Genomic DNA, 21657 nt, shown 5'->3' with positions numbered 1-21657 from the left:
GTGATGACGCAGATACAATCGTACTTGGCGCAAGCCGAATCGTCAGTTCGAGCGAAACCAAGACCGTTATTCCGCGGCACACTGCCAGCATTTACGATCTCAGCTTAACGGGATTCGTATTGAATCTTGGTTACTAGAAGGTAGATTGGCCCATGCCGAACATTGGCTGCAGACTCAATTCAATGACACTGATTGAATATCGTGACAATGTACTTTTTAATCGAAGCCGATCAATTGTGTGTCAAATGGGGGCACGATTTACCGCAGAAGCCATGTTGTTAGTGGCGGCGAAACAATCACCGCACGAGCCCGTTTTTTATCAGCAACTGGCCGAATTGTCTCATCAACAATCTCATCACGCTGACGCCGCGTATTATCAAGCACAATATCGTACTCGCGCCTTGCGTACCGACAGCGCAGATCGTATTTATGATGCCCGTGATGATCTTTCTGATCGCTTACCATTGTTGGATTTTCAACACAGTGAACGAGTAAGGGCACGGTTTACGCCTGCATTTTGGGCATCGCGTATGAACGAAACCCACTTACGAGAAAATGGGGCATGTTCCCAAATGCATCGATCAGTATTTATTGTGGGTGTGCCCTTTTCGGGTATTTCGTTGCTAGAACAGTGGTTGATGTGCGTGCCAAATGTGTCATCGGTTGGTGTGTCGGCTCATTTTCCTGTGCTGGTGGAAGGGCTGAACCGCCAGCATAGAAAAAAGGCAGTGAGCGTGCTTATCCAGACGTAATGGATTCCATCACAACGGAATACCTGCATGAATTGGCGTTGGGCGTTGAGTCGCTTTATCAGCGAAAATGCCCTTCAGCAACATGGGTGATTGACAGAAGTGTTCATAATATTCAGCACCTTGGTTTAATAAAAGCAGTTTTTCCAAACGCAAAAATCATCGCCGTACGTCGTGATCCACGAGCACTGGCGCTGTCTAATAGTGTCGCCGAGTGGCTTTTGCCGCATTTAGAAACCTCGCTAATCGATCAAACAGACGCTAAAACGCAGACCGCGGGTGAGAAAGTGGCGTTTTTATTAGGTCGACAGTTGGCCCAATACAATACCCTAATGGGCCACTGGAAAAGCCTATTTTCCGAGTCTATCTGTGATGTGTCTTTCGAAGAATTGACTTCGAACAGTCACGCTATGGCGGCTCGACTATCGGCTTTTCTTGAATTCCCTCAGCTGACACTTACCGAAGCCGATCAACAGAGCAAGGTATTGGCAAGTTTTACTCAATATGCGTCGGAAGACGCCTCCATTAAATGGTCGATTCATCGACAAACGCTTGCTGCGTTATTGCGTGCGATGAACCAAAAATCGTTGCCGCCCTCGCAAGACATGGCCACATTGCCTGAGCCAGACTTGCTTGTCAGCGCCTATGAGTCGTATCGACAAGGCGCTTATCGTGATGCCGAGTACCAGTGTAAAGTCATACTCCATCATGTGGCTGACTTTGCCCCTGCGCATTATTTGTTAGGAGAAATTTATTTACGTAATGGCCTGATCGCCTTAGGCATAGATTACCTAAAAGACGCCATTCGTTTGGCGCCTTGGAAGCGCCATGATTGGGAGCCAAACCTGATTCATGCCATGACATTGATGCCGCCAAAAATGACGCCATCACAATATCGGAGGGATCAGGGGTGAAACACACGGACGGTAACCCTAGTATTTTTCAACCTCTTCTTTGTCAGCGTCTTTGGCCTCTTTGGTTGTTGCTGTTAGGGGGGCTGAGTGGGTCCATGTCTAGTTCTAGTTGGGGCGCCAGTGAACAGCCCAATCAAGTGAACCTGACGCAAGCTTTGAATGCCATGCTGGAACGTCATCCAGCGCTGCAAGGCAAACAAGCGCAAATCGAATCCAAGGCCTTTTTATTGAAAAGTGCCGAAGCGGAACGTTACCCAAGTTTGACAGTCTCGTATGGTGAAGACCGAGACGACAATCAGGAAGGGGCGTTTGTGGTCAAACAACCATTGTGGGCCTTTGGTCGCATCGATGCGGGCATTGATTACGCCAGTACTGATGCTGCCGCCGAATCCATCGACAAACTCAGAATCACTCGTGACTTGTTAGAAGACACCGCCATCGCCTATGCAAAAGTGATTGGTGTACAGGAGCAGTTGCGAATTATTGAAGAAAATATCCAACAATATCAGCGCTTTGTGGAACAAATAGAGCGACGAAAAACGGGGCGATTGGCATCAGAAACCGATACACAACTAGCCGCATCGCGATTAACCCAAGCGCAAGCACAAGCCATTCAAACACAAGGGGATTTGCGCGATGCCCTGATGGCACTGCAAACGTTTACGCAACTGCCGATCGATGCCGTGGCACCTATTTCTGTGTCGGTGTATAGCGATTTACCCGACGATGCTTCCATCCGCGATCAGGTGCTAAAACAAAGTGCGGACGTGCAATACAAACAACAGCTGGTGGATTTGGCGGTGAAAGATGTACACCGTAAACGGTCGAATTTCATGCCAACTCTGTATCTAAAGTTTTCCCATGAATACAGCGACAACGCGACTTACCCAGACGAATCGCGTTTTTCATTGGTGTTGGAAGGAGCGCTCGAAGGCATGGGGTTGATTACGTTGCACCAAGAGCAATCTGCCGCTGCGCAACTTCATGCGGCTCAGCGAGACGTAGAAGTCACACAGTTTGATCTGAAAAATCGGTTGAACAGCTTATTACTAAATCGAAAAACCCAACAGTCATTGATCGACATCCATCAGTCTTCCATCGTGACACTCGATGCGACCTTGGCGTCTTACCTAAGGCAATATCAAAGTGGTCGAAAAGAGTGGCTGGACGTGTTGAATATTCAGCGTGAGATCACAGAACAAAAACTGTCAAAAGCAAAAGCTCAGAACAGTTTATTAATAAATTTACTAAGCTTAGTAGCACTCACTGGCGGATTAGACACGTCGCCTTTTATTCATTCCGTTATGCCGTAACGTTGTTGTAAACAGAGGTTCATGAGTGAATTCGTCATCCGTAGCACAAACGAATAAAACACAGCAAACTGCCGACACAGAACAAACCGCCAACCTAGAACAAACGAGTGCGGCGTTACACGGCTTATGCAAAGAAATGGGTCTAGGCTTGTCTTTGGGAAGTATTCGTTCGGGGTTGGCTCGACCAGACATGATGACGCTGCCCTTTTTAGACCAAGTCAAAGCCTTGCTGAACAGCGAAAGCATCAAAGGGGTAAAAGGTGGCCGAGTCGCGTGGCACCGTTTTGATCGCCGTCAATTACCTGCCCTAGTGCACTATGATGAACAATGGTGGTTGGCTAAGAACACCGATCAAACCGACAGTATTCAACTGGAGCAAGGCGCTAATACTTCATCAAAAACAGTGCTCAGTCATGATCTAGCCGACGCATCGGTACTTTGGTTGCAGCGCGCCAATCACTCCCGCGACGACAGCGAAAACGCGTCGACACCCACCGCCAGAAAGCTTATTTTAAACGCCTTGTTCCAAGATAAACTTTGGCTTGGCAACGTGTTGGCCGCCACCGTCATGATCAATCTTTTGGCCATTGCAACCTCCTTGTTTGCCTTGCAAGTCTATGACCGCGTGGTGCCGACCTTGGCGTATTCGACGCTGGCCACATTGGTGGCTGGCATGCTGGTGATCGTGTCTCTGGATTGGACGTTAAAACGCATACGTGCCAAAGTAATAGACAGTCTGGCCGCTGAAGTGGACATGCGGTTGTCCAAACAGGTATTTCATCACCTGCTGCACCTGCGTTTAGACAAACAACCTAACAGCCTAGGCACACTCAATGCCCAAGTCAGTGGACTCGAATCGGTTCGCCAATTCTTCACTTCTGGCATCGTGTTTGGCTTAATCGATTTACCCTTTGCGCTGATGTTCATCGCCTTTATTGCTGTTATTGGCGGTGTGGTCAGTTGGGTGTACGCATTGCTATTCCCCTTAGCAATACTCTTGGGCGTGGTCACTCAGATCCGCCTAAGAACTTTAATAAAACAACAAGTGCTGCGATCTAATGAAAGGCAGGGCTTGTTAATCGATGTGATTCGGGGTTCAGAAACCATTCGAGCTAACAACGCCAGTTGGCGTTTTACCAATGAATGGGAGCAAATCACCCGATCCATTGCCGCGTATCAAGTACGTCAAAAAGTGGTCAGCCAAATGAGCACCGCCACCACAGGAAGCCTATCGACCATTGCCTATGTATCAGCCGTGGTCGTTGGGGTGTTTCAAATCGAAGCCGGTAATTTGACCATGGGCGGCATGATTGCTTGCAGTATCTTAGGCGGCCGAGTCATCAACCCGATTGCACAAGGTGTACAGTACCTAGTGCAATGGCAGTCTGTTTCACAGTCGTTGAACATGGTGGATCAGCTACTGGCGCTGGATTTAGAACGTCAACCATCACAGCGCCTTCTCGCCGGTGAGCAACACATCGCATCTGTGTCTGCGGAACAAGTGCGGTTTGTCTATGGTGATTCTCCTATCAAGCATTTGGACATAGAATCGCTGACATTTAACGCAGGCGACAGAGTGTTATTGGTAGGGCCGATTGGCTGCGGGAAATCCACCTTGCTTAAGGTATTGGCGGGTTTGTATCGACCGTCGGAAGGGCGCGTTAAACTAGGCGCGTTGGATCTGTGGGAATTGGACCCACAATTCGTTACCTCGCACATTAGTTATTTGCCCCAAAACGTGCATTTGTTCAAAGGCACGCTAAAAAGCAACCTCACGCTTTCAGGCACCGTCAGCGACACGGAAATGATGCAAGTCGCCAGCGAACTAGGCATTGATGCCATTGCACAAAGCAGCCCCAAAGGCATGGAGTTAGACATATCCGAAGGCGGCGAAGGCTTGTCTGGTGGGCAGCGTCAGCTGGTAGCACTGTCTCGAACCATTACCGCTAAGCCTTCCGTTTGGCTGTTGGACGAACCGACGGCGTCACTGGATGGTGACAGTGAAAAACGCGTTTGGGACGTGTTAGAAAAACACCTCAAGGCTGACGACATTCTTATCGTATCCACGCATCGTCCCATGCTAGCGGCGCACATTGCCAACCGAGTACTGGTGATGCAACAAGGTAAAGTGATTCGCGATGGTAGGCCGTCCACTATTTTCCCCGCGGTGATGAACGGCACAAAAAACACGTCTCCGACCCCCAACACCCGAATCAAGCGAGGCTTCAATGCTGTCTAATCCTTCTCATTCCAAGGCGTCGGAATCGTTCACGCATTTTGGCTACCATAAAAAAAGCGCTCCCTGATTGTGTGGCCCATGCTGTTTGCCTTGGTGGCCTTCATCGTCTGGGCAGAACATTTTTACATAGATGAAGTCGCACAAGCACAAGGAGAAGTGATTGCCAGCAGCCGCGTACAATTGATCCAGTCCGTTGATGGCGGCGTGATTTTAGAGCTAAACGTAAGGGAAGGGGACAGAGTAGTGGCTGGACAACTGCTTGGTCAACTGGATCAAACTCGGCTCAGCGCGTCAGTGGGAGAAACAGAAGCGCGAGTGTTTGCATTAAGCGCTAAAGCCATTCGCCTACGAGCAGAAATACTGGGAGCCAAAAAACTCGTGTTTTCAGACGACATGTTGCGACGCTATGCCGACATCGCACAAGTGGAAAAAGCCCTATTTGAACAGCGCCAAACCGGCATAAAAGAAGAACTGCGCACCTTGACCGTCTCCGTGTCATTAGCGCAAGAAGAGCAAGACATCGTAAAACGCCTGCAAGCATCAGGCGACGTCAGCAGCAGCGAAATGCTCAAAGCAAGAGAAGCACTAAACGCCGCACAAGCAAAATTGATCAACCGTAAAAACCAATTCTTAGAAGACGCCAGTGCAGAACTTGCCAAAGTCGAAGACGAACTTGGACAAAGCGAACAGATATTGGCGCGCAAACAACAAGAGCTACAAGACAGCGTGTTTATCGCCAAAGTCCCCGGCATCGTTAAAAACGTCAGCGTCACCACAGTCGGCGGCGTATTGCGAGCCGGTGAAGAAATTATGCAAATCATCCCCATCGACGACGAATTGCTAGTGGAAGCCAAAATCCGCCCAGAAGACATTGCCAGAGTGAAGCCTCGGGTTACTGGCGAACATACGTTTAGACCCATTTGACTACACAATCTACGGTGGCGTAGCGGCCAAAGTCGTCTACGTCAGCGCCGACACACTCAAAGAAGAAAGCTCAAAAGGCGAAGAAATCTACTACCGAGTACACGTCATCCCACTGCAACAACCCATAACCACCACCATAGGCCGCCGAGTGGACATGTTACCCGGCATGACCGCCCAAGTATCCATCAAAACCGACCAACGCACCCTAATGGACTACCTACTCAAACCACTACGCAAAACCCTAAGCCAAGCGTTTGGAGAGAAATAAACACGCCCCACAAAAAAACAATCACAACCCAATCACATCTACCATCGCGATCAATCATGGCTCTTTTTTATGGTGTGATGATGGTTTGAGTATTTTCATTCGGGCGTTGATACCAAGGTGAAACCATATCGGTAATAGTGAACAGGCCGTTTTGTTTGCTTAGCATTTGGCCGCCGTCGCGGGTGAGTGGTTGCCACGCAAAATTGCCACGGCTGTTGGTAGGTTTGAGTGATACGGTATCAAATGGGATTGATAAGTAGAAACCTTTAGTAAAACTGCCTTCACCAAAGGTTTCAGCTGACATATTAGTCTTACTAGCGAAAGCACCGACAATCACACCACTTTTAAACTGTTTAGATACATCGAATCTAACCCCGACGTCGGTCGCGAGAAATTTACCAATGTCGACTTGGAGTTGGGTGCCTTCCAAGAAAGACCACTCTGGTTGGTAGTAAAGTGATAAATGGCCTGTGGTACCTCGAGATAGTACTTTAGTGTCACTTCGATAGTCGTCGTCATTAGCAAAGATGCCAAAAGCAGTGTCAGGGTCCCTTTGTGCAATAATATTATAGTCTGCACCAATGGCCCAGTTTGAATTGGGACGTCGATATAAAACCTCAGACCCTATGCCGGCAAACATAGTTTCCAAATAACCACCATAGAATTGTTGATACCAGTTATGACCGTATTTTTGGAACCAAGTCAGCTGCAAACTTCTCATATAGGTATCGTTGTCGCGAATATAAGCTCGTATTAAAGTTCTCACACGGTAATTATTGGTACCATCCGGAATGATGTTAAACCGCATTTTGTCATAGTTATCAATGGCGTTTAATGAAATGGTGCCTGACAGTTCTAAATTGGGCGTAAGCCAATAGGAAGCTCCTCCATCTAGGCTTAAACTGTATAAATAAAAGCTTTCAGGGCCTCCGATGGATTGAGATAAGTGAGGGGTGAAACCATAACTGAGCGGGTTAAAATAATCCTTTAGAGGTTCTTCGTTAATTTCTTCAGGCGGTAACTCTGTTAAGACATCTTTAATGGATGGATTAATGTAATTCACCTCCGCTACGTCCCGATACGCGGCAGCGGATATTTCCGTTGATTTAACAGGAATATGCTGGCGCTCTTCTATTATTTTATAAGATTGAATGTCGTTGGGAAGGTGGTTGGTCAGTACCGCTGCAGCGCGTTCTGCTGCTATCTCTCTGTCTCGGTATTTATGTTGCTCAGTAACAAAGGTGATAGTTTTCCCCTGTTGGTAAACTTTTTCTGTTTTATAGCCGGCAACAGAGTTAAGCTCTTTGTCGAGTTTTTTCCAGTCCACTCCATCTAATGTTGTGGGTTGCGATGTGCCCAATGCGGGAATGGGGTCGTCTATCCAAGGTGAATTCATGGTGTCAAAGTTAGTGGCAAGCGTGAAGCCTAGAGCCACCGTTGTGCCGCGTTCATAACTTAAGCGGATGTTAAATCCGTCGCTGACTGCATAAACCGCGCCAAAATTCCAAGGTGTTTTAGGAGTCATATTCACGCCACCGCCAGTAACGGGGAGGTCTTGGCTGTAATCATTGCCATCGTACTCAATTTTTAAACGCAATGGTTCGTATGGAGTTTGATATTCTATCCCACCAAACAGTGACGTGCGGCCTGTGAACCAGCGAGTATAATCTACAGTTCCTGTTTCGCCATTAGTTGCCATTCGTTCGCAAAATGACACCTTTGCAGAGCATAAAGGGTTGCCAAAGTCTCCGCGTTGGCCTAAATATCCAAACCCTAATCCTAGAGTGACATCAAGTTGACCAAGATTGTTGCTATAAAAGCGTTTCGTGCCTGCAATAAATTCTCCATCAAACAATCCTGTTCCACCGATGTCTCTTAACCCGACAGATACCTCAGGTAACCACTGACTTTCTTGCCATAATCGTATCTTGGCATCCAGACCTTTGTCGGCATACCGAGTATTACCACTAAAGTTTTTATCTGGGTTGTAGAGTACATCTTCCACTTGTGTGTAGCGTAAAGTGGTTTCAAACCAAGGCATTAATTGCATAGACAGGCTGTAAAATTGGTATTCAGGGCTTTTATTGTAGCCAAAGCTGAATGTTCCTTCTTTTGCCATACGGCCTGTTGGCATTTGCATTAGACCGACACCGCCTAAATCCCCAAAACTGGGATTCATGTCTGCCGTTTTAAATGGTGGTGATAATGAGAAGGTATTGTTGTCTTCTGCACATACTAGCGATGAAGTAATGGAAGATAGTCCAATACATAATACTAAAATACGATTTTGCAAAACTACAGCTCCACACGCAAAGCAAGCAAATGAGCAATGCTGGCGTTCAAATCCCGAAATTGATCCGGTAAATCCTGCAAACCTAAAAAAACAATTGCGCCAGGGGTCAAGAAATAGGGGATATTTTTCCAGTTGATGCCAGTCGCTTCATACGTATCTTGGTTTGCCTGAATAATCCATGCATTTTGTACTGAGTTACTTGCTATGTTTGGCAAATCAGACAGATAATCTTTTAGGCTGAAATTAGTGACCAGAGGGATAACATGTGGGCGACTGCTATTTGGGTCTATAACAGTGACGTTATCGGGGCGCTCTGGCAGTATTAACCAATACTCCCCATGCAGCATAGGGTTGAATTCAAGTCGAGTGCGAATTGTATTACGACGGGTTTGAACGGGTTCGCGATGCACAAAATTCATGTCTTCAATCATGTTAGCTAGCTGAATGGCCTCGGCAGTTCCTACGACGTGCAATTTTTCTAATATCGATTTTTTTCTTATCTACTAAAGCATTTTTAGTAGGATCAATAAGTGCCGTACCAAGCTCATAAACCTCGTAGCTTGTTTTTGCGTAAGCGTCCTCTATGACTTGTAAAAAACGAACCTCATGAGAGTAGTGTAGAGAGACGTTTGATGGCTCCAGCATTAGGATAACTTGTACTGAACTCTCTGTATTGGGTGACGTGGCCCGCGCAATAGAAGAGCATGCAAAACCACAGTAGACTAACAAGGTTATCCGCAACCATAACTTCATGACTTTTTACTCTTTTCACTAGAAATGGTTTGTGTTTGCTCAACTGATTCATTTTGTAATATGGGCTCAATAAAAGGCTTAATCATTAACATTTCGACTTTGTCCATGTTAGGTCCTAAATATTGAATGCTTTTTACAACAAATGCTTTTATGTCGTCTGTGGCTGGGACTACCCAAAAATGGTTAGTGAATTGGCTGCTAAGGGAAGAGAAAACAGCCGTTTCTTCAATGTGTTCAACAGCTTGCACCCATAAATCGGTCGTAATGGTTTCATTACCCACAAAGTGGCTGCTAACTTGCGCTGAAAAATGATACCGATAACCAGGCGACCAATCATAAATGGCCTGCCAAGAGCCCTGTCTGTTAGGGAGGGATAGTGACTTATCTTGATCCATCAGGCCATCTAAATTATTGCTGTAAAACCCTGTAGTTTGGATTATGCGGCCGTTTTCTGTGGTTATTGAGCCTTTATCACCCGATATCCAAGTAAGGCGTGTGGCGCCAGATATTGGATTCTGATCGATGAAAGACAGTATTAGAAGGATTGGCTTACTGTTATTAATACGGACTAATGTACTGGCATAAGGAAGAGATGTGATGTAATCACTCGTGATGTCTGGACCATTACTGACATCTTTGGCGGCTTTTATAGAGTCCACTGCGCTTTTAAAGTTTTTGCTGCAACCGGGCAAAACAAGAATAAAAACAATAAGAAAGAGATGATAGGCAGTTTTGTTAAACTGATGCATTTGCTAACCAAGATTAAAGTAATAAAAAATACCTAATGCAGAATCAGAATAAACAGCAACTGCATTAGGTATTAGGAGGCGTTATCTCTTTGTGACTAGTTAGTACCAGACGTACCTGAAGTGCCAGAAGTGCCAGAAGTGTTGTTGTTACTACTTGATGATCCAACCGCAACCGCAGCACCAGCAGCCACACCCACACCAGCAGCTATTGTGCCAACTGTGATTCCACCAGCAGCAGCAGCAGCACCAGCACCTGCTGCTGCTGCAGCACCTGCACCAGCAGCGCCCGCACCAGCAGCGCCCGCACCAGCAGCGCCTGCACCAGCTCCTGCGCCCGCACCAGCTCCAGCTCCTGCGCCCGCACCAGCTCCTGCGCCCGCACCAGCAGTAGAACCCGCACCAGCAGTAGAACCAGCACCAGCAGTAGAACTAGCACCACCACCACTAGCCGCTTCACCATACGCTTGGCTAGCTAGGCCAAGTGCTACAATAGTAGCTATCGTTACAAGTTTCATAATATTTCCTTATCATTAAACATCGATGTTTGAAGAATAGTCTTCGTTTTTGATTTTAGAACAAGCCTTGCGACAATGTAAGCGCTGGAAAATAAAAAATTGTTAATTTTTTGATCAATTCTTGCGTTTTGTCAGGGCAAAATGACGCCAATGCTTTTTATCGAATGGTATTTTTACTGTTTGAATCGTAATTAACGGCAAACACTTTGTGGAAACATTAAGCAAAGCAGGCTTTATTTTTGGCCTTGTTTGCGACATCATTGGCGGCGTCTCAACAAATGTGTGATATGGACCTGTGCTCAGACAAAGCGTCAATGTTATCAATACAAGGAACGGTGAGCTAAGAATGTCCTCGCTTATTTATACTAATCGATCCAGACCTACGTCGTTTTTGTCGTCGGTCTTATACCCATCTCGCCGATTGACGGCACTGTTACTTTGTTTACCCAGTGTGGCTTTCTCGTCGCCCTGGTTCGAAGCCAATGACCCTTTTTTACGATCTTCTTTGGTGTTGTTGTCAGATGCGGGGCAATTAAGCGCGCCAGTGGGCAATTTCCCGTTGCGTTGGTCGCAGCTGGGGGATGACCTAACCTACGCAGAGCAGAACAGCGACATGATCACCATGGCCAACCAAGAACTGCTCTACACCTTAAACTCGGCACGCCTAAACAGAGGCAGCAGCTTGTTCAAAGTGCTAAATGGCACAGAGGCGTCTGCCGCATCGGGTTTTGGTCAGTTTAATGAAGACGAAAAAGGTCTGTACACCAGTGTTGAACAGTTAGGCAACCACGTGTCTTATCGACTGGGTGTGGCGTACAGCGAATACCAAAACGACACTGAGTTTACATTGGACAACAGCTATGTGGCCGTGAGCGGTGGTGCGTGGCTGTGGTCGGTGGGTAATGTGGATCGTTGGTGGGGGCAAGGCTGGCAGCATAATCTTATTTTAGGTTCCTATGCCAAGGCTGCCCCTGATGTGAGCGTCAGCTACGTTGGGCAAAATGCCGGGCTGGGCGTTTGGAGTGTGGAGAGTGTCTTGGCGCAGCCGAGCGATTCAGACTACGACTACCACAGCGCAACACGTTTTGTGTCTAAGCCTTTTCGTTTGTTTGAATATGGTGTGACCTACCAAACATGGTTTTCGGACGTAGACGCCAGCAACGATGAACAGTTGGCATGGGACGCGAAAATCACCTTGCCGCCTATCGCTCATGTTTACCACAGCCTATACGCGGAAGCGGCCTCTACCGCCGATATTACCGAATTGGGTGCTTGGCTAGTGGGCTGGACAGGGGGATTTCCCATTGGTCAAAATACCGCGCGAGTGGTATTGGAGTCTCAACAAAGTACCGCGGCTCACGATACCACTCTATGGAAGTCCGGCACCTATCCCTCAAAGACTGATGGCGTAGCCAATACCTCATATCTACTGGATAACGGCGTGTCTATTGCCTTTTACCTGCAGTTTCAGAACGACCACCAGCTGGGTGTGAGCCAGCAGCAAGCGAAGCAAGATAACGAAACAACAAACACAACCCAACTGACCTACAGCCTGCCGGCATTGGCGGGTATGGTTCGATTGGGGGCGGCGTATGAAAAAGCAGAAAACAGCGATAATCAAACCAGCCTGTGGGCAGGGTATGAATTTCGCTTTTAACCTATTTTATTGACTTTATAAAAGACGACATAGCATGCGATTAGATTTTAAACCTTCGTCACGACGTAAACCGTCATTACGACAAAAAGCCACATCATGGATGGCTCTTGTGCTTTTTGTGGCCAGTGGCAGTGTGTTGGCATTTACCCCAACCGCGGCTCAAATTAGCCAATTTCAAAGCCTACCCAAAGCCCAACAAGAAGCCTTGGCAAAACAATACGGTGTGGATGTTAGTACTTTAACGGGCGGCGGAGGCAGCTCAGCGACGACCGCCATACAGCAAGCGCCGGTGTTAGAGCCTGCTGCCCCAGCATCTACCAAAACGAATGTGGCCAATACCAATGGAGGACAAGTCAGCGCTAATGGCTTGTCGTCTTTTGGCTATGACGTATTCAGTGGCAATGGCTTAGGCCTGACCGTAGTCGACAATTTACCCGTACCCTTGGATTACCAAATGGGGCCAGGTGATGTGATCAGTGTGCAAACCTTTGGCAAAACCAACCAAAACCTGTCGCTAACGATCGACCGAGATGGCTCTATTAATTTGCCGGACATTGGTCCTGTTGCGGTATCTGGTCAGACTTTTACGCAACTCAGAAAACAGCTGAACGACATCATTAAACGTAAAACCATTGGTGTGGACGTGTCTGTCACCATGGGCGCCATGCGCACCATGCAAGTTTTCATCGCCGGGGAGGCGGTACAGCCTGGCGCTTACAATGTGAATGGTTTAACCACCATTACCCAAGCGCTTATCGCCAGCGGCGGTGTCAAGCAAACGGGCAGCCTGCGTCATATTCAGTTATTGCGCAAAGGCAAAGTAGTGTCTGAATTTGACCTGTACGATTTGCTTATCAAAGGCGACACCAGCAAAGACATTCGCCTGTCGTCTGGCGATACGCTGTTTATTCCGGTACGCGACAGCCGTGTGTCTATTGAAGGTGAAGTCGTTCGTCCCGCCTTGTACGAGATCAAAGGTGAAACCAATACGGCACAATTGCTCGCATTGGCGGGCGGTGCCACACCATCGGCGTATTTGTCCCGCGTGGGCGTGCGCAGAACCAGCGCGCAAGGCTTAGAGCAGTTTACGCTAGATCTTTCAACCAAATCGGGTCGTGACTTTGTGCTGAAAAATGGCGACGAAGTGACCTTTGTCGGCGGTGTCTATGTCGCTGAAAAATGCCATTGCCGTGCGTGGTGAAGTCGTGCGACAAGGGGCAATGAAGGTAACCGAAGGCATGACCATTCGGGACGCTATTGGCTCGATTGAGGGCGGATTAAAACCCTCAGCCGATTTGAATTACGCCCTGTTAGTGCGTGAAGTGAACGCCAACCAAGACATTGAAGTGTATCAATTCAGCCTGCTGAACGCCCTTACCAAAGGGAATTCGGCGGATAACCTGGTTCTACAGGAAAAAGACCAACTGTTTGTGTTTGATAATGGCTTGGCGCAAGGCTACTGGTTTGGCTCTTACGCCAACAGCAAGGTCAAAGCCAATGGTGGCGATGCAAGCAAAACTCGCGAAGTGCTGGACGCGCAAACGGGCGCCATTGTCGTAAAAGACGAAGCCACGGCACTGAATATCGCGGGCACCGACAAGGTGTCTGATGCGTCTGAGTTGCGCAAAGCCAGCCGAGAGGCCTTATTAGAACCGATTGTCGAACGCCTAAAAGAGCAAGCCAGCTACGGACAACCCGCAAAACTGGTGGAAATATCCGGCGCGGTAAAATTCCCAGGTTTGTACCCATTGGCAAACAATACCACGGTCAAAACCTTGCTGGCCGCAGCGGGTGGACTAACAGAAGAAGCGTTTTTAGCTTCGGCTGAACTGACCCATCGTCAGGTGCAGGGTGACAGTTCGACTATTGAACGCATCAACTTTTCATTGCAAGACGCAATGAGCGGCCAATCGGACGTGACACTGGGGGCACAAGATCATCTCATCATCAAATCGCAGCCAGGTTGGCAAGAAGGCATGGTGATTGAGCTGCAAGGCGAATTTGTGTTCCCTGGCACCTATACCTTCAAACGTGGTGAAACCTTAAAAGACGTGATCGCACGGGCCGGTGGCTTTACCGAGTTTGCTTACCCTGCTGGTGCCGTGTTTAGCCGTGAACGACTAAAACGCCAAGAAGCCGAGCGCCTGAAGTTTTTGAACGCACAGCTAAAACAAGAAATCAGCGGACTTGCGTTGCGTCGTCAAACAACTGGAACCGACCCCGCGCAGGCCATTGCTATTGTCGATCAGCTTGACAAAGCCGAGCCAGTAGGGCGACTGGTGGTGGATTTGGATCGCGCCATGACGGGAGATGCCTTGGCAAATCTCATGCTGGAAAAAGGCGATAAGTTGTTCGTACCAGCCTTAAACCCAGTGGTGAGTATTGTTGGAGAAGTGCAGTTTGCTTCTAACCATACTTTTAACCCCAACTTAACCGTAGAAGACTACATCACCGCGGCCGGTGGCACAAAACGCCAAGCGGACACCGGGCGAATCTACATAGTGAAATCCAATGGCTCGGTGGAATTGCCGAACAACTCATTCTGGTTCAGCCGTCATAATGACCCATTAGAGCCCGGCGACACCATCATAGTACCGATCAACACAGACTACCTAGATGGGTTGAGCACGTTATCCACCGCCACTCAAATTCTGTATCAACTGGGCGTGGCCTGGAGTGCGGTGAAAAACTGACGCTATTTATTTAGTTATTCACTGAACCAAAGATCCAAAAGGCAAACGACAGTGAGTGCGAGACGTGGCTCACTGTTGGTATGACACGGCGTAAAAACAAAGTGTAAAAACAAAGCGAAGTAGGATAATGAACGAAAATTACCGATTACCACCACAGGCGTACCCACCGCAGGATGACGAAATAGACCTAAAAGAGCTGTTTATCGCCCTATGGAAAGGCAAATGGATCATTATATTAGTGACCGTTATTTTTGCTGTTGGCGGTGTGCTGTATGCCTTGTCACAGCCTAATACTTATAAAGCGGAAGCGGTATTGGCATCCGCAAACGACAGCAAATCCGGCGGGCTTGCCGCCATGGCGTCACAATTTGGTGGTTTAGCGTCATTAGCGGGCATTAGCCTTGGCGGTGGTGGCACAGACAGCAAAGCCATGGCCTTAGCAACCTTGCAATCGCGCCAGTTCTTAAATGCCTTCATCCACAAATACGATTTACTGGTGCCATTAATGGCGGGTGAAAAGTGGAGTGAATCAACAGACACGCTACTATTGGACCCTGAAATATACGACACGCAAAGCAAAACCTGGGTGCGTGAGGTGGAGCCGGGTAAAACCCTAGAACCCACAGACTGGGAAGCCTATAAAGAATTCAAAAAGCTAATCGCCGTGTCAGAAAGCAAAGACAACGGCCTAGTGACCTTATCGATTACACACTTATCACCCACCATTGCAAAACAATGGGTCGACTGGCTGGTGATAGATCTAAACGCCTGGGTTAAAAAACAATCACTCGACGAGACGAGTCGCAACATAGGCTACCTAGAAGAACAGATTGAACGAACCAGCATCTCAGACATGCAGTCCGTCTTTTATCAGCTGATAGAAGAACAAACCAAAAACCTCATGTTGGCGCAAGTGCAAGACGAATTTGCCTTCAAAATCATCGACCCAGCCGTCGTACCCGAAGAAGAAGCCGGCCCCAAACGCGCCCTCATCTGCGTACTCGCCGTCCTGCTTGGCGGCATGCTCGGCATGGGCATCGTACTCATACGCTTCGCCTTCGCCAAAAAAGACTAATGGCCTGTTCCTTCCTTTTTCAAGGGAGGCTTAGGGTTTGGTCCAGCTATTGTTCCCTCCCCTTGAAAAGGGGAGGGTTAGGGTGGGGTTAATGTCTTAGTTTACGGCACCACCACGTCACATTGCGGATGCTCCATTTCAATCAATCCCTTTAATGTCCGCTTGGCACCATCATCCCCATGCACCAAATGCACTCTTTCGGGCTTCACGCGCATGCGCTTAATAAAGTTCAATAAATCTCGTTGCCCCGCATGGGCGGAATACCCACTGATCTGCTGTACCTTGGCGTTAATGGTATAACGCTCACCATCGAACATCACATACCCATTTGGCTTATCGTAATAACGCAAAATATCGCGCCCCGGTGTGCCCGCAGCCTGATACCCAACGAACAGTACATCATTGCGTTCATCACCCAATAGCGCTTTTAAATAATTCACAATACGCCCGCCAGCACACATGCCCGACGCAGCAATCACAATAGCAGGGCGAGTTTGGCGCTGTAGATAAGACACGGTTTGCAAATGTGTCTCGTGGTCGTCTATTGTGGTGACTTGTTCAAAGCTTAATGGATGGCGTCCAGCGTGAACACGACGCTTGGCTTCCGCGTCCCAATAGAGCTCCAATGATCGATAAACACGGGTAAAACGGCTGGCAAGTGGGGAGTCGATAATAATATCAATGTCTTCCCAATTAAGCGGTATACCAGACCGTGTCTGGCTGACGGCTTTTTGCTTGTTCTGATGAATAATATGCTCGATCTCGTAGAGCAATTCTTGCGTGCGGCCAATACTAAACGCAGGAATCAGCACAGTGCCAGAATCACTCAAGGCGTGCTCTAAACTTCGCTGCAAATGCTGGCGCCTTGTCGCGCGGTTTTCATGATTGCGATCACCATACGTACTTTCTAACACAAGCTGATCGGCCCGATAAGGCGACTGCGGTGCCGGCAACAAAGGCGAGTGGGGCGCGCCCAAATCCCCCGAAAACACCACATCATGATAGCTTTTGCCTTGCGATGTTATCTCGGTATTTTTCACCCGAAAAATCACATACGCCGAGCCCAAAATATGCCCTGCACGACACAGCCTCACCTGCACCTTAGTGTTATTATTTGAAGGCTTTTTATTTAGAGGAACGTCAGCCCACGTTTTATAATCCAAAGGCACCAACTGCGATGCCAAACGATCTAAACACGCCTTAATGATACTGGCATTACGCGTCACACCCACCTTAAGCGCATCTTCAATCACCAAAGGTAACAACATCGCACTCGGCTTAGAACAATAAATCGGCCCAGTAAACCCCGCCGCCAACAAATACGGCAAACGCCCGACATGATCGATATGAACATGAGTAATCACCAACGCCTGCACAGCAGATAAATCAAAGTCGATCTCTAAACTATTGGAACCCGCCCCAGACCCAGACGTCTCCGCCCCCTGAAACAACCCAATATCCACCAACACCGACTGACCCGAATCAACAAACAACTCATGACAAGACCCAGTCACACCCTGAATCGCACCATGGTGCTTAATATCTAACATACAAATCCCTATGTATCGTTCAAAAGAAGCACCAAGGGTAAACCACAACCCTCACCAGCATCAACCTAACAGTCCCTTCCCGTTTCTTTGAGGGGAAAAGCCAAGGGGAAGCCTAAGATGGGGGTAGCTCTTGCACTGTTCCCTCCCATTTCCTTGAGGGAAAGCCAAGGGGAAGACTAGGATGGGGGCAGCTCTTGCTCTGTCCCTTGCCCTGTTCCCTCCCCTTAAAAAGGGGAGGGTTAGGGAGGGGGTTAGCTCTTGAACTTATCCCTTTCCTTATCTTCAGAGCCAGGATGGGGTAAATATCCGTATTTTCCTTTATTCCAAAACCAAGCATATCCTTATACCCAAAAAAACTTAAAACCCTCCATTTTACAAACTCTTTTCGAACACATTCTTTGCATAATTAACATGATTGCCCTATCATTGTTCACCATATGAACACATACTTAACCTTGCTCTCTCCCTTCCCCTTTCTTCAAGGGGAAGGTTAGGATGGGGTTAGGCCCTTGCCCTGTTCCCTCCCCTTAAAAAGGGGAGGGTTAGGGAGGGGTTGAGCTCTTAAACTGGCTAGGACGGGCTCAGAACGTAATAAATAACATCAAACGAGGTAAACGCATGGAAAGCATACTCACACCGTCACACACAACACCTTTCCATCCCCATTTTTTCTCGTTACTACGCATCACTAAGGTGCCTAAATGTTAACTGACGAATATCGCCTAAAAATTCTCAAAGCTGTTGAGGCTGATCCACAGATCAGCCAGCGTGCGCTGGCGAAACAGTTGGGGGTAAGCTTAGGCAAAACCAATTTTTGTCTAAAAGCCCTAATTGAAAAGGGCCTAATCAAAGCAGACAACTTTAAGAATAACCCTAATAAAAAAGGGTATTTATATTTATTGACGTTTAATGGCATTGAAGAAAAAGCGCTATTAACGAGGCGGTTTTTAGAACGTAAAATGAAAGAGCATGAAGAGTTAACTGCGGAAATTAATAAGCTTCGAGCAGATGTGCTTAGAGATATTCAAATAGATAATATTAGTAAGGGTTAATATTTTAGGGTTGTATATGACCGGAAAAATACAAATTACTTTGAAAAATGGTCGAGAGTTTTGTTCCGATCAAGACGAAACAATTTTAGAGTCTGCGCTCAAGCAGGGATATTCAATAGAACATAGTTGTAAAACAGGTACCTGCGGAATCTGTGAGACAACAATACTTGATGCAGAAAGTAAAGCTATAGTCGGCGAAAAAATTCTAACATGCTGTTACAAACCTTCTTGCTCATTGACCATTGATTCAGAGTACTTTGAAGAATTAAAAGACATAAAGAGTCAAGTGTCGCCTGCGAAAATAGATGAAATTGTACATCGCACCGAAGATGTTTTGTGTCTTTTTTTACGACTCCCTCCAAGAGTCGACTTTAAGTATTTACCTGGACAATATCTAGATCTAATCGTTCAGGGAACAAAAAGAAGTTACTCAATTGCTTCTAAGCCGCGAGAGGACAAAAGGATAGAGTTGCATTTTAAAAAAGTTCCGGACGGTGAAATGAGTAGTAAGATATTTGCGCCAATATCAGCCGGACAATTGGTTCAAATTGAAGGCCCTAAAGGGACTTTTTGAACGTAACAAGAATACAGGTCCCTTAATCTTTCTTGCTACAGGAACAGGGTTTGCACCAGTCAAATCGTTGGTTGAGTCTATTCTTTCCAGGGGCAACCTTACGAGAAAAGTGTACGTTTACTGGGGGAATCGTTCGGCAGATCTTTTTTATGCACAGTCTCAATTAGCAGAGTGGTCTGACAATCCTAATGTAATGGTGCAACTGTGCTTATCAAAGGCTGCACCAGAATGGAGCGGAAGAAAAGGCTATGTTCACCATTGTCTACTGGAAGACGGTGTCCCTCTAGAAAATGCAGAAGTCTATGCCTACGGATCAATAGCAATGATTGACTCTGCAAGAGAATGCCTGATTGAAGCCTGTTTGAATCCAAATAATTTTTATTCAGATGCTTTTGTTGCATCGTAATTTTAGGGAGCAATATCAATGAAAGCAGTGATTCTTGCAGGTGGTTTAGGAACACGCTTAAGCGAAGAAACAGTGACTAAACCTAAACCTATGGTAGAAGTAGGGGGAAGCCCATTCTATGGCATATCATGAAAATGTATTCTTATCATGGTATTACGGATTTTGTTGTCTGCTGTGGATATAAGGGTTATGTCATTAAAGAGTATTTCGCCAATTACTTTCTACATATGTCAGACGTAACTTTTAATATGAAAGACAACGAAATGACAGTACACCACAAGCGAGCGGAGCCGTGGACGGTAACTTTGGTTGATACGGGTGACGCGTCTATGACAGGTGGTCGTTTACGTCGAGTGGCAGATTATGTAAAAGATGAAGAAGCGTTCTGTTTTACATATGGTGATGGTGTTTCTGATGTCGATATCGCAGAAACCATTCGTTTTCATAAGTCCCATGGTAAACAGGCAACGTTGACCGCGACTTACCCACCAGGCCGATTTGGTGCTTTAGATATGAAGGATGGTTTTGTTCGTAGTTTCAAAGAGAAGCCAAAAGGGGATGGCGCTATGATTAATGGCGGTTTTTTTGTCCTCTCACCAGAGGTATTAAAGCTGCTTCCAAATGATGCATGTACATGGGAGCAAGAACCTCTAATGGCATTGGCAGAAGCGGGAGAGCTAATGGCCTATGAGCACAAGGATTTCTGGCAGCCTATGGATACGCTTAGAGATAAGCATTATCTAGAGGAATTGTGGGAATCAGGAAAGGCACCTTGGAAAAAATGGGACTAACTATCTTATGAAAGCTTCTGTAACGGCATCATTTTGGCATGGTAAAAAAGTTTTCTTAACGGGACATACTGGATTTAAAGGAAGCTGGCTAAGTATTTGGCTTCAGCAAATGGGAGCTAGCGTAAAAGGCTTTTCTCTAGAGCCGCCAACAACACCTGCTCTTTTTGATGTGGCGAATGTAGCAGAGGGCATGGAAAGTGAAATCGGTGATATTAGAGACAGAGAGCATATCAAAAAAAGTATGCTCGCATTTAACCCCGATATTTTGATTCATATGGCTGCACAACCCTTGGTAAGGCTTTCTTATATACAGCCAGTAGAAACCTACGAAACAAACGTTATGGGAACTATCCATGTACTCGAAGCGGCACGCCTATGTACGAATCTCAAAGCAATCGTCAATGTTACAACGGATAAATGCTATGAGAACAAAGAGTGGGAGTGGGGGTACAGAGAAAATGAGCCTATGGGAGGTTATGACCCTTACAGTAACAGCAAAGGCTGTGTTGAGTTAGTGACCAGTGCCTATAGGCAGTCATTTTTTTCCGCGCAGGGCTCTGCACAGCTTGCATCAGGCAGAGCGGGTAATGTCATTGGTGGTGGGGACTGGGCGGATGATCGTTTGATCCCAGACATACTTAGGGCATTTCAAAAGCAAGAAGCTGTCGTTGTGCGTAATCCGCTAGCGACAAGGCCATGGCAGCATGTTCTAGAACCCCTAAGTGGCTATTTGGTGCTAGCAGAAGCACTCTATGAAAGTCATGGAAAACAAGATCTTAATGTGTCTGAAGGCTGGAATTTTGGTCCTAAAGATGAAGATGCACAACCTGTGGAGTGGATTTTGAATGCAATGGTTAAGCAATGGGGAGAAGGTGCCGATTGGGTGCTTGACAAGAACCCACAGCCCCACGAAGCAAAGTTCTTGAAACTAGACATATCTAAAGCCAAATCAAAATTACATTGGCAACCAACTTGGCGTTTAGAGCAAACTTTAAATCGCATTATAAACTGGCACAAAGTGTGGCTTTCAGGGGCGGATATGAAGGAAGCGTGTCAGCAAGAAGTAGAAGACTATTTAAATGATATGGCAAAGCGATAATAACAATATCGTTTTGCAACACTATATTTAACTTAATAAAATT

The 21657-nt window shown here is 47.0% G+C and carries 20 protein-coding genes; 15 read left to right on the top strand and 5 right to left on the bottom strand.

Features of this window, described 5'->3' with window-relative positions; all coding sequences use genetic code 11:
- Positions 1–152: 152 nt before the first annotated feature.
- From N5P32_RS00670 to N5P32_RS00650, 5 genes are all read left to right on the top strand, one after another.
- Positions 153–752 carry a tetratricopeptide repeat protein gene (locus N5P32_RS00670; protein WP_265727286.1) on the top strand — a complete coding sequence of 200 codons (600 nt, stop codon included), beginning with the start codon at positions 153–155 and terminating at the stop codon, positions 750–752.
- Positions 752–1663 (top strand): sulfotransferase family protein, encoded by a 912-nt coding sequence (locus N5P32_RS00665; RefSeq protein WP_265727285.1) that lies wholly within the window; start codon positions 752–754, stop codon positions 1661–1663. Before N5P32_RS00670 ends, N5P32_RS00665 begins: the two co-directional genes overlap by 1 nt.
- A 95-nt stretch (positions 1664–1758) precedes the next feature.
- Positions 1759–2976, top strand: coding sequence for a TolC family protein (locus N5P32_RS00660; protein ID WP_265727284.1), 1218 nt, complete (start codon positions 1759–1761; stop codon positions 2974–2976).
- Positions 2977–3001: 25 nt separating this feature from the next.
- Entirely contained in the window at positions 3002–5215 is a 2214-nt protein-coding gene (locus tag N5P32_RS00655) for an ATP-binding cassette domain-containing protein (protein WP_265727283.1), read from the top strand.
- Between the two features lie 78 nt (positions 5216–5293).
- The gene (locus N5P32_RS00650; RefSeq protein ID WP_265727282.1) at positions 5294–6139 is read left to right on the top strand and encodes an HlyD family efflux transporter periplasmic adaptor subunit; all 846 of its coding nucleotides are present in this window, start codon (positions 5294–5296) and stop codon (positions 6137–6139) included.
- A gap of 335 nt (positions 6140–6474) precedes the next feature.
- Here the strand turns inward: N5P32_RS00650 and N5P32_RS00645 are convergent, their stop codons facing one another.
- From N5P32_RS00645 to N5P32_RS00630, 4 genes are all read right to left on the bottom strand, one after another.
- On the bottom strand, positions 6475–8700 hold the full coding sequence (locus N5P32_RS00645) for a YjbH domain-containing protein (protein WP_265727281.1): 2226 nt from the start codon (positions 8698–8700) through the stop codon (positions 6475–6477).
- A 2-nt stretch (positions 8701–8702) separates the two neighbouring features.
- Entirely contained in the window at positions 8703–9119 is a 417-nt protein-coding gene (locus N5P32_RS00640) for a capsule biosynthesis GfcC family protein (RefSeq protein WP_322783791.1), read from the bottom strand.
- Between the two features lie 330 nt (positions 9120–9449).
- The gene (locus N5P32_RS00635) at positions 9450–10112 is read right to left on the bottom strand and encodes a YjbF family lipoprotein (protein ID WP_265727279.1); all 663 of its coding nucleotides are present in this window, start codon (positions 10110–10112) and stop codon (positions 9450–9452) included.
- A gap of 185 nt (positions 10113–10297) precedes the next feature.
- Positions 10298–10717, bottom strand: coding sequence for a hypothetical protein (locus N5P32_RS00630; protein ID WP_265727278.1), 420 nt, complete (start codon positions 10715–10717; stop codon positions 10298–10300).
- 346 nt (positions 10718–11063) lie between these two features.
- On the opposite strand from N5P32_RS00630, the gene N5P32_RS00625 reads away from it, so the two are divergent.
- From N5P32_RS00625 to N5P32_RS00610, 4 genes are all read left to right on the top strand, one after another.
- The gene (locus N5P32_RS00625; RefSeq protein ID WP_265727277.1) at positions 11064–12374 is read left to right on the top strand and encodes a capsule assembly Wzi family protein; all 1311 of its coding nucleotides are present in this window, start codon (positions 11064–11066) and stop codon (positions 12372–12374) included.
- A gap of 34 nt (positions 12375–12408) precedes the next feature.
- Positions 12409–13575 (top strand): polysaccharide biosynthesis/export family protein, encoded by a 1167-nt coding sequence (locus N5P32_RS00620; protein WP_265727276.1) that lies wholly within the window; start codon positions 12409–12411, stop codon positions 13573–13575.
- Positions 13541–15067, top strand: coding sequence for an SLBB domain-containing protein (locus tag N5P32_RS00615; RefSeq protein ID WP_265727275.1), 1527 nt, complete (start codon positions 13541–13543; stop codon positions 15065–15067). Before N5P32_RS00620 ends, N5P32_RS00615 begins: the two co-directional genes overlap by 35 nt.
- 127 nt (positions 15068–15194) lie before the next feature.
- The gene (locus N5P32_RS00610) at positions 15195–16142 is read left to right on the top strand and encodes a Wzz/FepE/Etk N-terminal domain-containing protein (RefSeq protein ID WP_265727274.1); all 948 of its coding nucleotides are present in this window, start codon (positions 15195–15197) and stop codon (positions 16140–16142) included.
- Between the two features lie 101 nt (positions 16143–16243).
- Here N5P32_RS00610 and N5P32_RS00605 read toward each other — a convergent pair whose 3' ends face one another.
- The gene (locus tag N5P32_RS00605) at positions 16244–17692 is read right to left on the bottom strand and encodes an MBL fold metallo-hydrolase RNA specificity domain-containing protein (RefSeq protein WP_265727273.1); all 1449 of its coding nucleotides are present in this window, start codon (positions 17690–17692) and stop codon (positions 16244–16246) included.
- Between the two features lie 701 nt (positions 17693–18393).
- Here N5P32_RS00605 and N5P32_RS00600 point away from each other — a divergent pair.
- From N5P32_RS00600 to rfbG, 6 genes are read left to right on the top strand one after another with little or no spacing between them, the layout of a single operon-like run.
- Positions 18394–18744 carry a MarR family EPS-associated transcriptional regulator gene (locus N5P32_RS00600; RefSeq protein ID WP_265727272.1) on the top strand — a complete coding sequence of 117 codons (351 nt, stop codon included), beginning with the start codon at positions 18394–18396 and terminating at the stop codon, positions 18742–18744.
- A gap of 16 nt (positions 18745–18760) precedes the next feature.
- Positions 18761–19318: an FAD-binding oxidoreductase gene (locus N5P32_RS00595; RefSeq protein WP_265727271.1), complete on the top strand. Its 558-nt coding sequence runs from the start codon at positions 18761–18763 to the stop codon at positions 19316–19318.
- On the top strand, positions 19293–19724 hold the full coding sequence (locus N5P32_RS00590; RefSeq protein ID WP_265727270.1) for a ferredoxin reductase domain-containing protein: 432 nt from the start codon (positions 19293–19295) through the stop codon (positions 19722–19724). The genes N5P32_RS00595 and N5P32_RS00590 overlap by 26 nt, the downstream gene beginning before the upstream one ends.
- A gap of 18 nt (positions 19725–19742) precedes the next feature.
- Positions 19743–19856 (top strand): sugar phosphate nucleotidyltransferase, encoded by a 114-nt coding sequence (locus N5P32_RS18115; RefSeq protein WP_409371065.1) that lies wholly within the window; start codon positions 19743–19745, stop codon positions 19854–19856.
- Positions 19853–20515 (top strand): glucose-1-phosphate cytidylyltransferase, encoded by a 663-nt coding sequence (rfbF, locus tag N5P32_RS00585; RefSeq protein WP_409371064.1) that lies wholly within the window; start codon positions 19853–19855, stop codon positions 20513–20515. The genes N5P32_RS18115 and rfbF overlap by 4 nt, the downstream gene beginning before the upstream one ends.
- Before the next feature lie 7 nt (positions 20516–20522).
- Positions 20523–21614 (top strand): CDP-glucose 4,6-dehydratase, encoded by a 1092-nt coding sequence (gene rfbG / locus N5P32_RS00580; RefSeq protein WP_265727269.1) that lies wholly within the window; start codon positions 20523–20525, stop codon positions 21612–21614.
- Positions 21615–21657: the final 43 nt, after the last annotated feature.

The organism is Marinomonas pontica (genome assembly GCF_026191375.1).
GTDB classification, from domain to species: domain Bacteria; phylum Pseudomonadota; class Gammaproteobacteria; order Pseudomonadales; family Marinomonadaceae; genus Marinomonas; species Marinomonas pontica.
The sequence above is the reverse complement of the archived record's forward strand: the minus strand, read 5'-3'. Positions and strand labels throughout refer to the sequence as shown.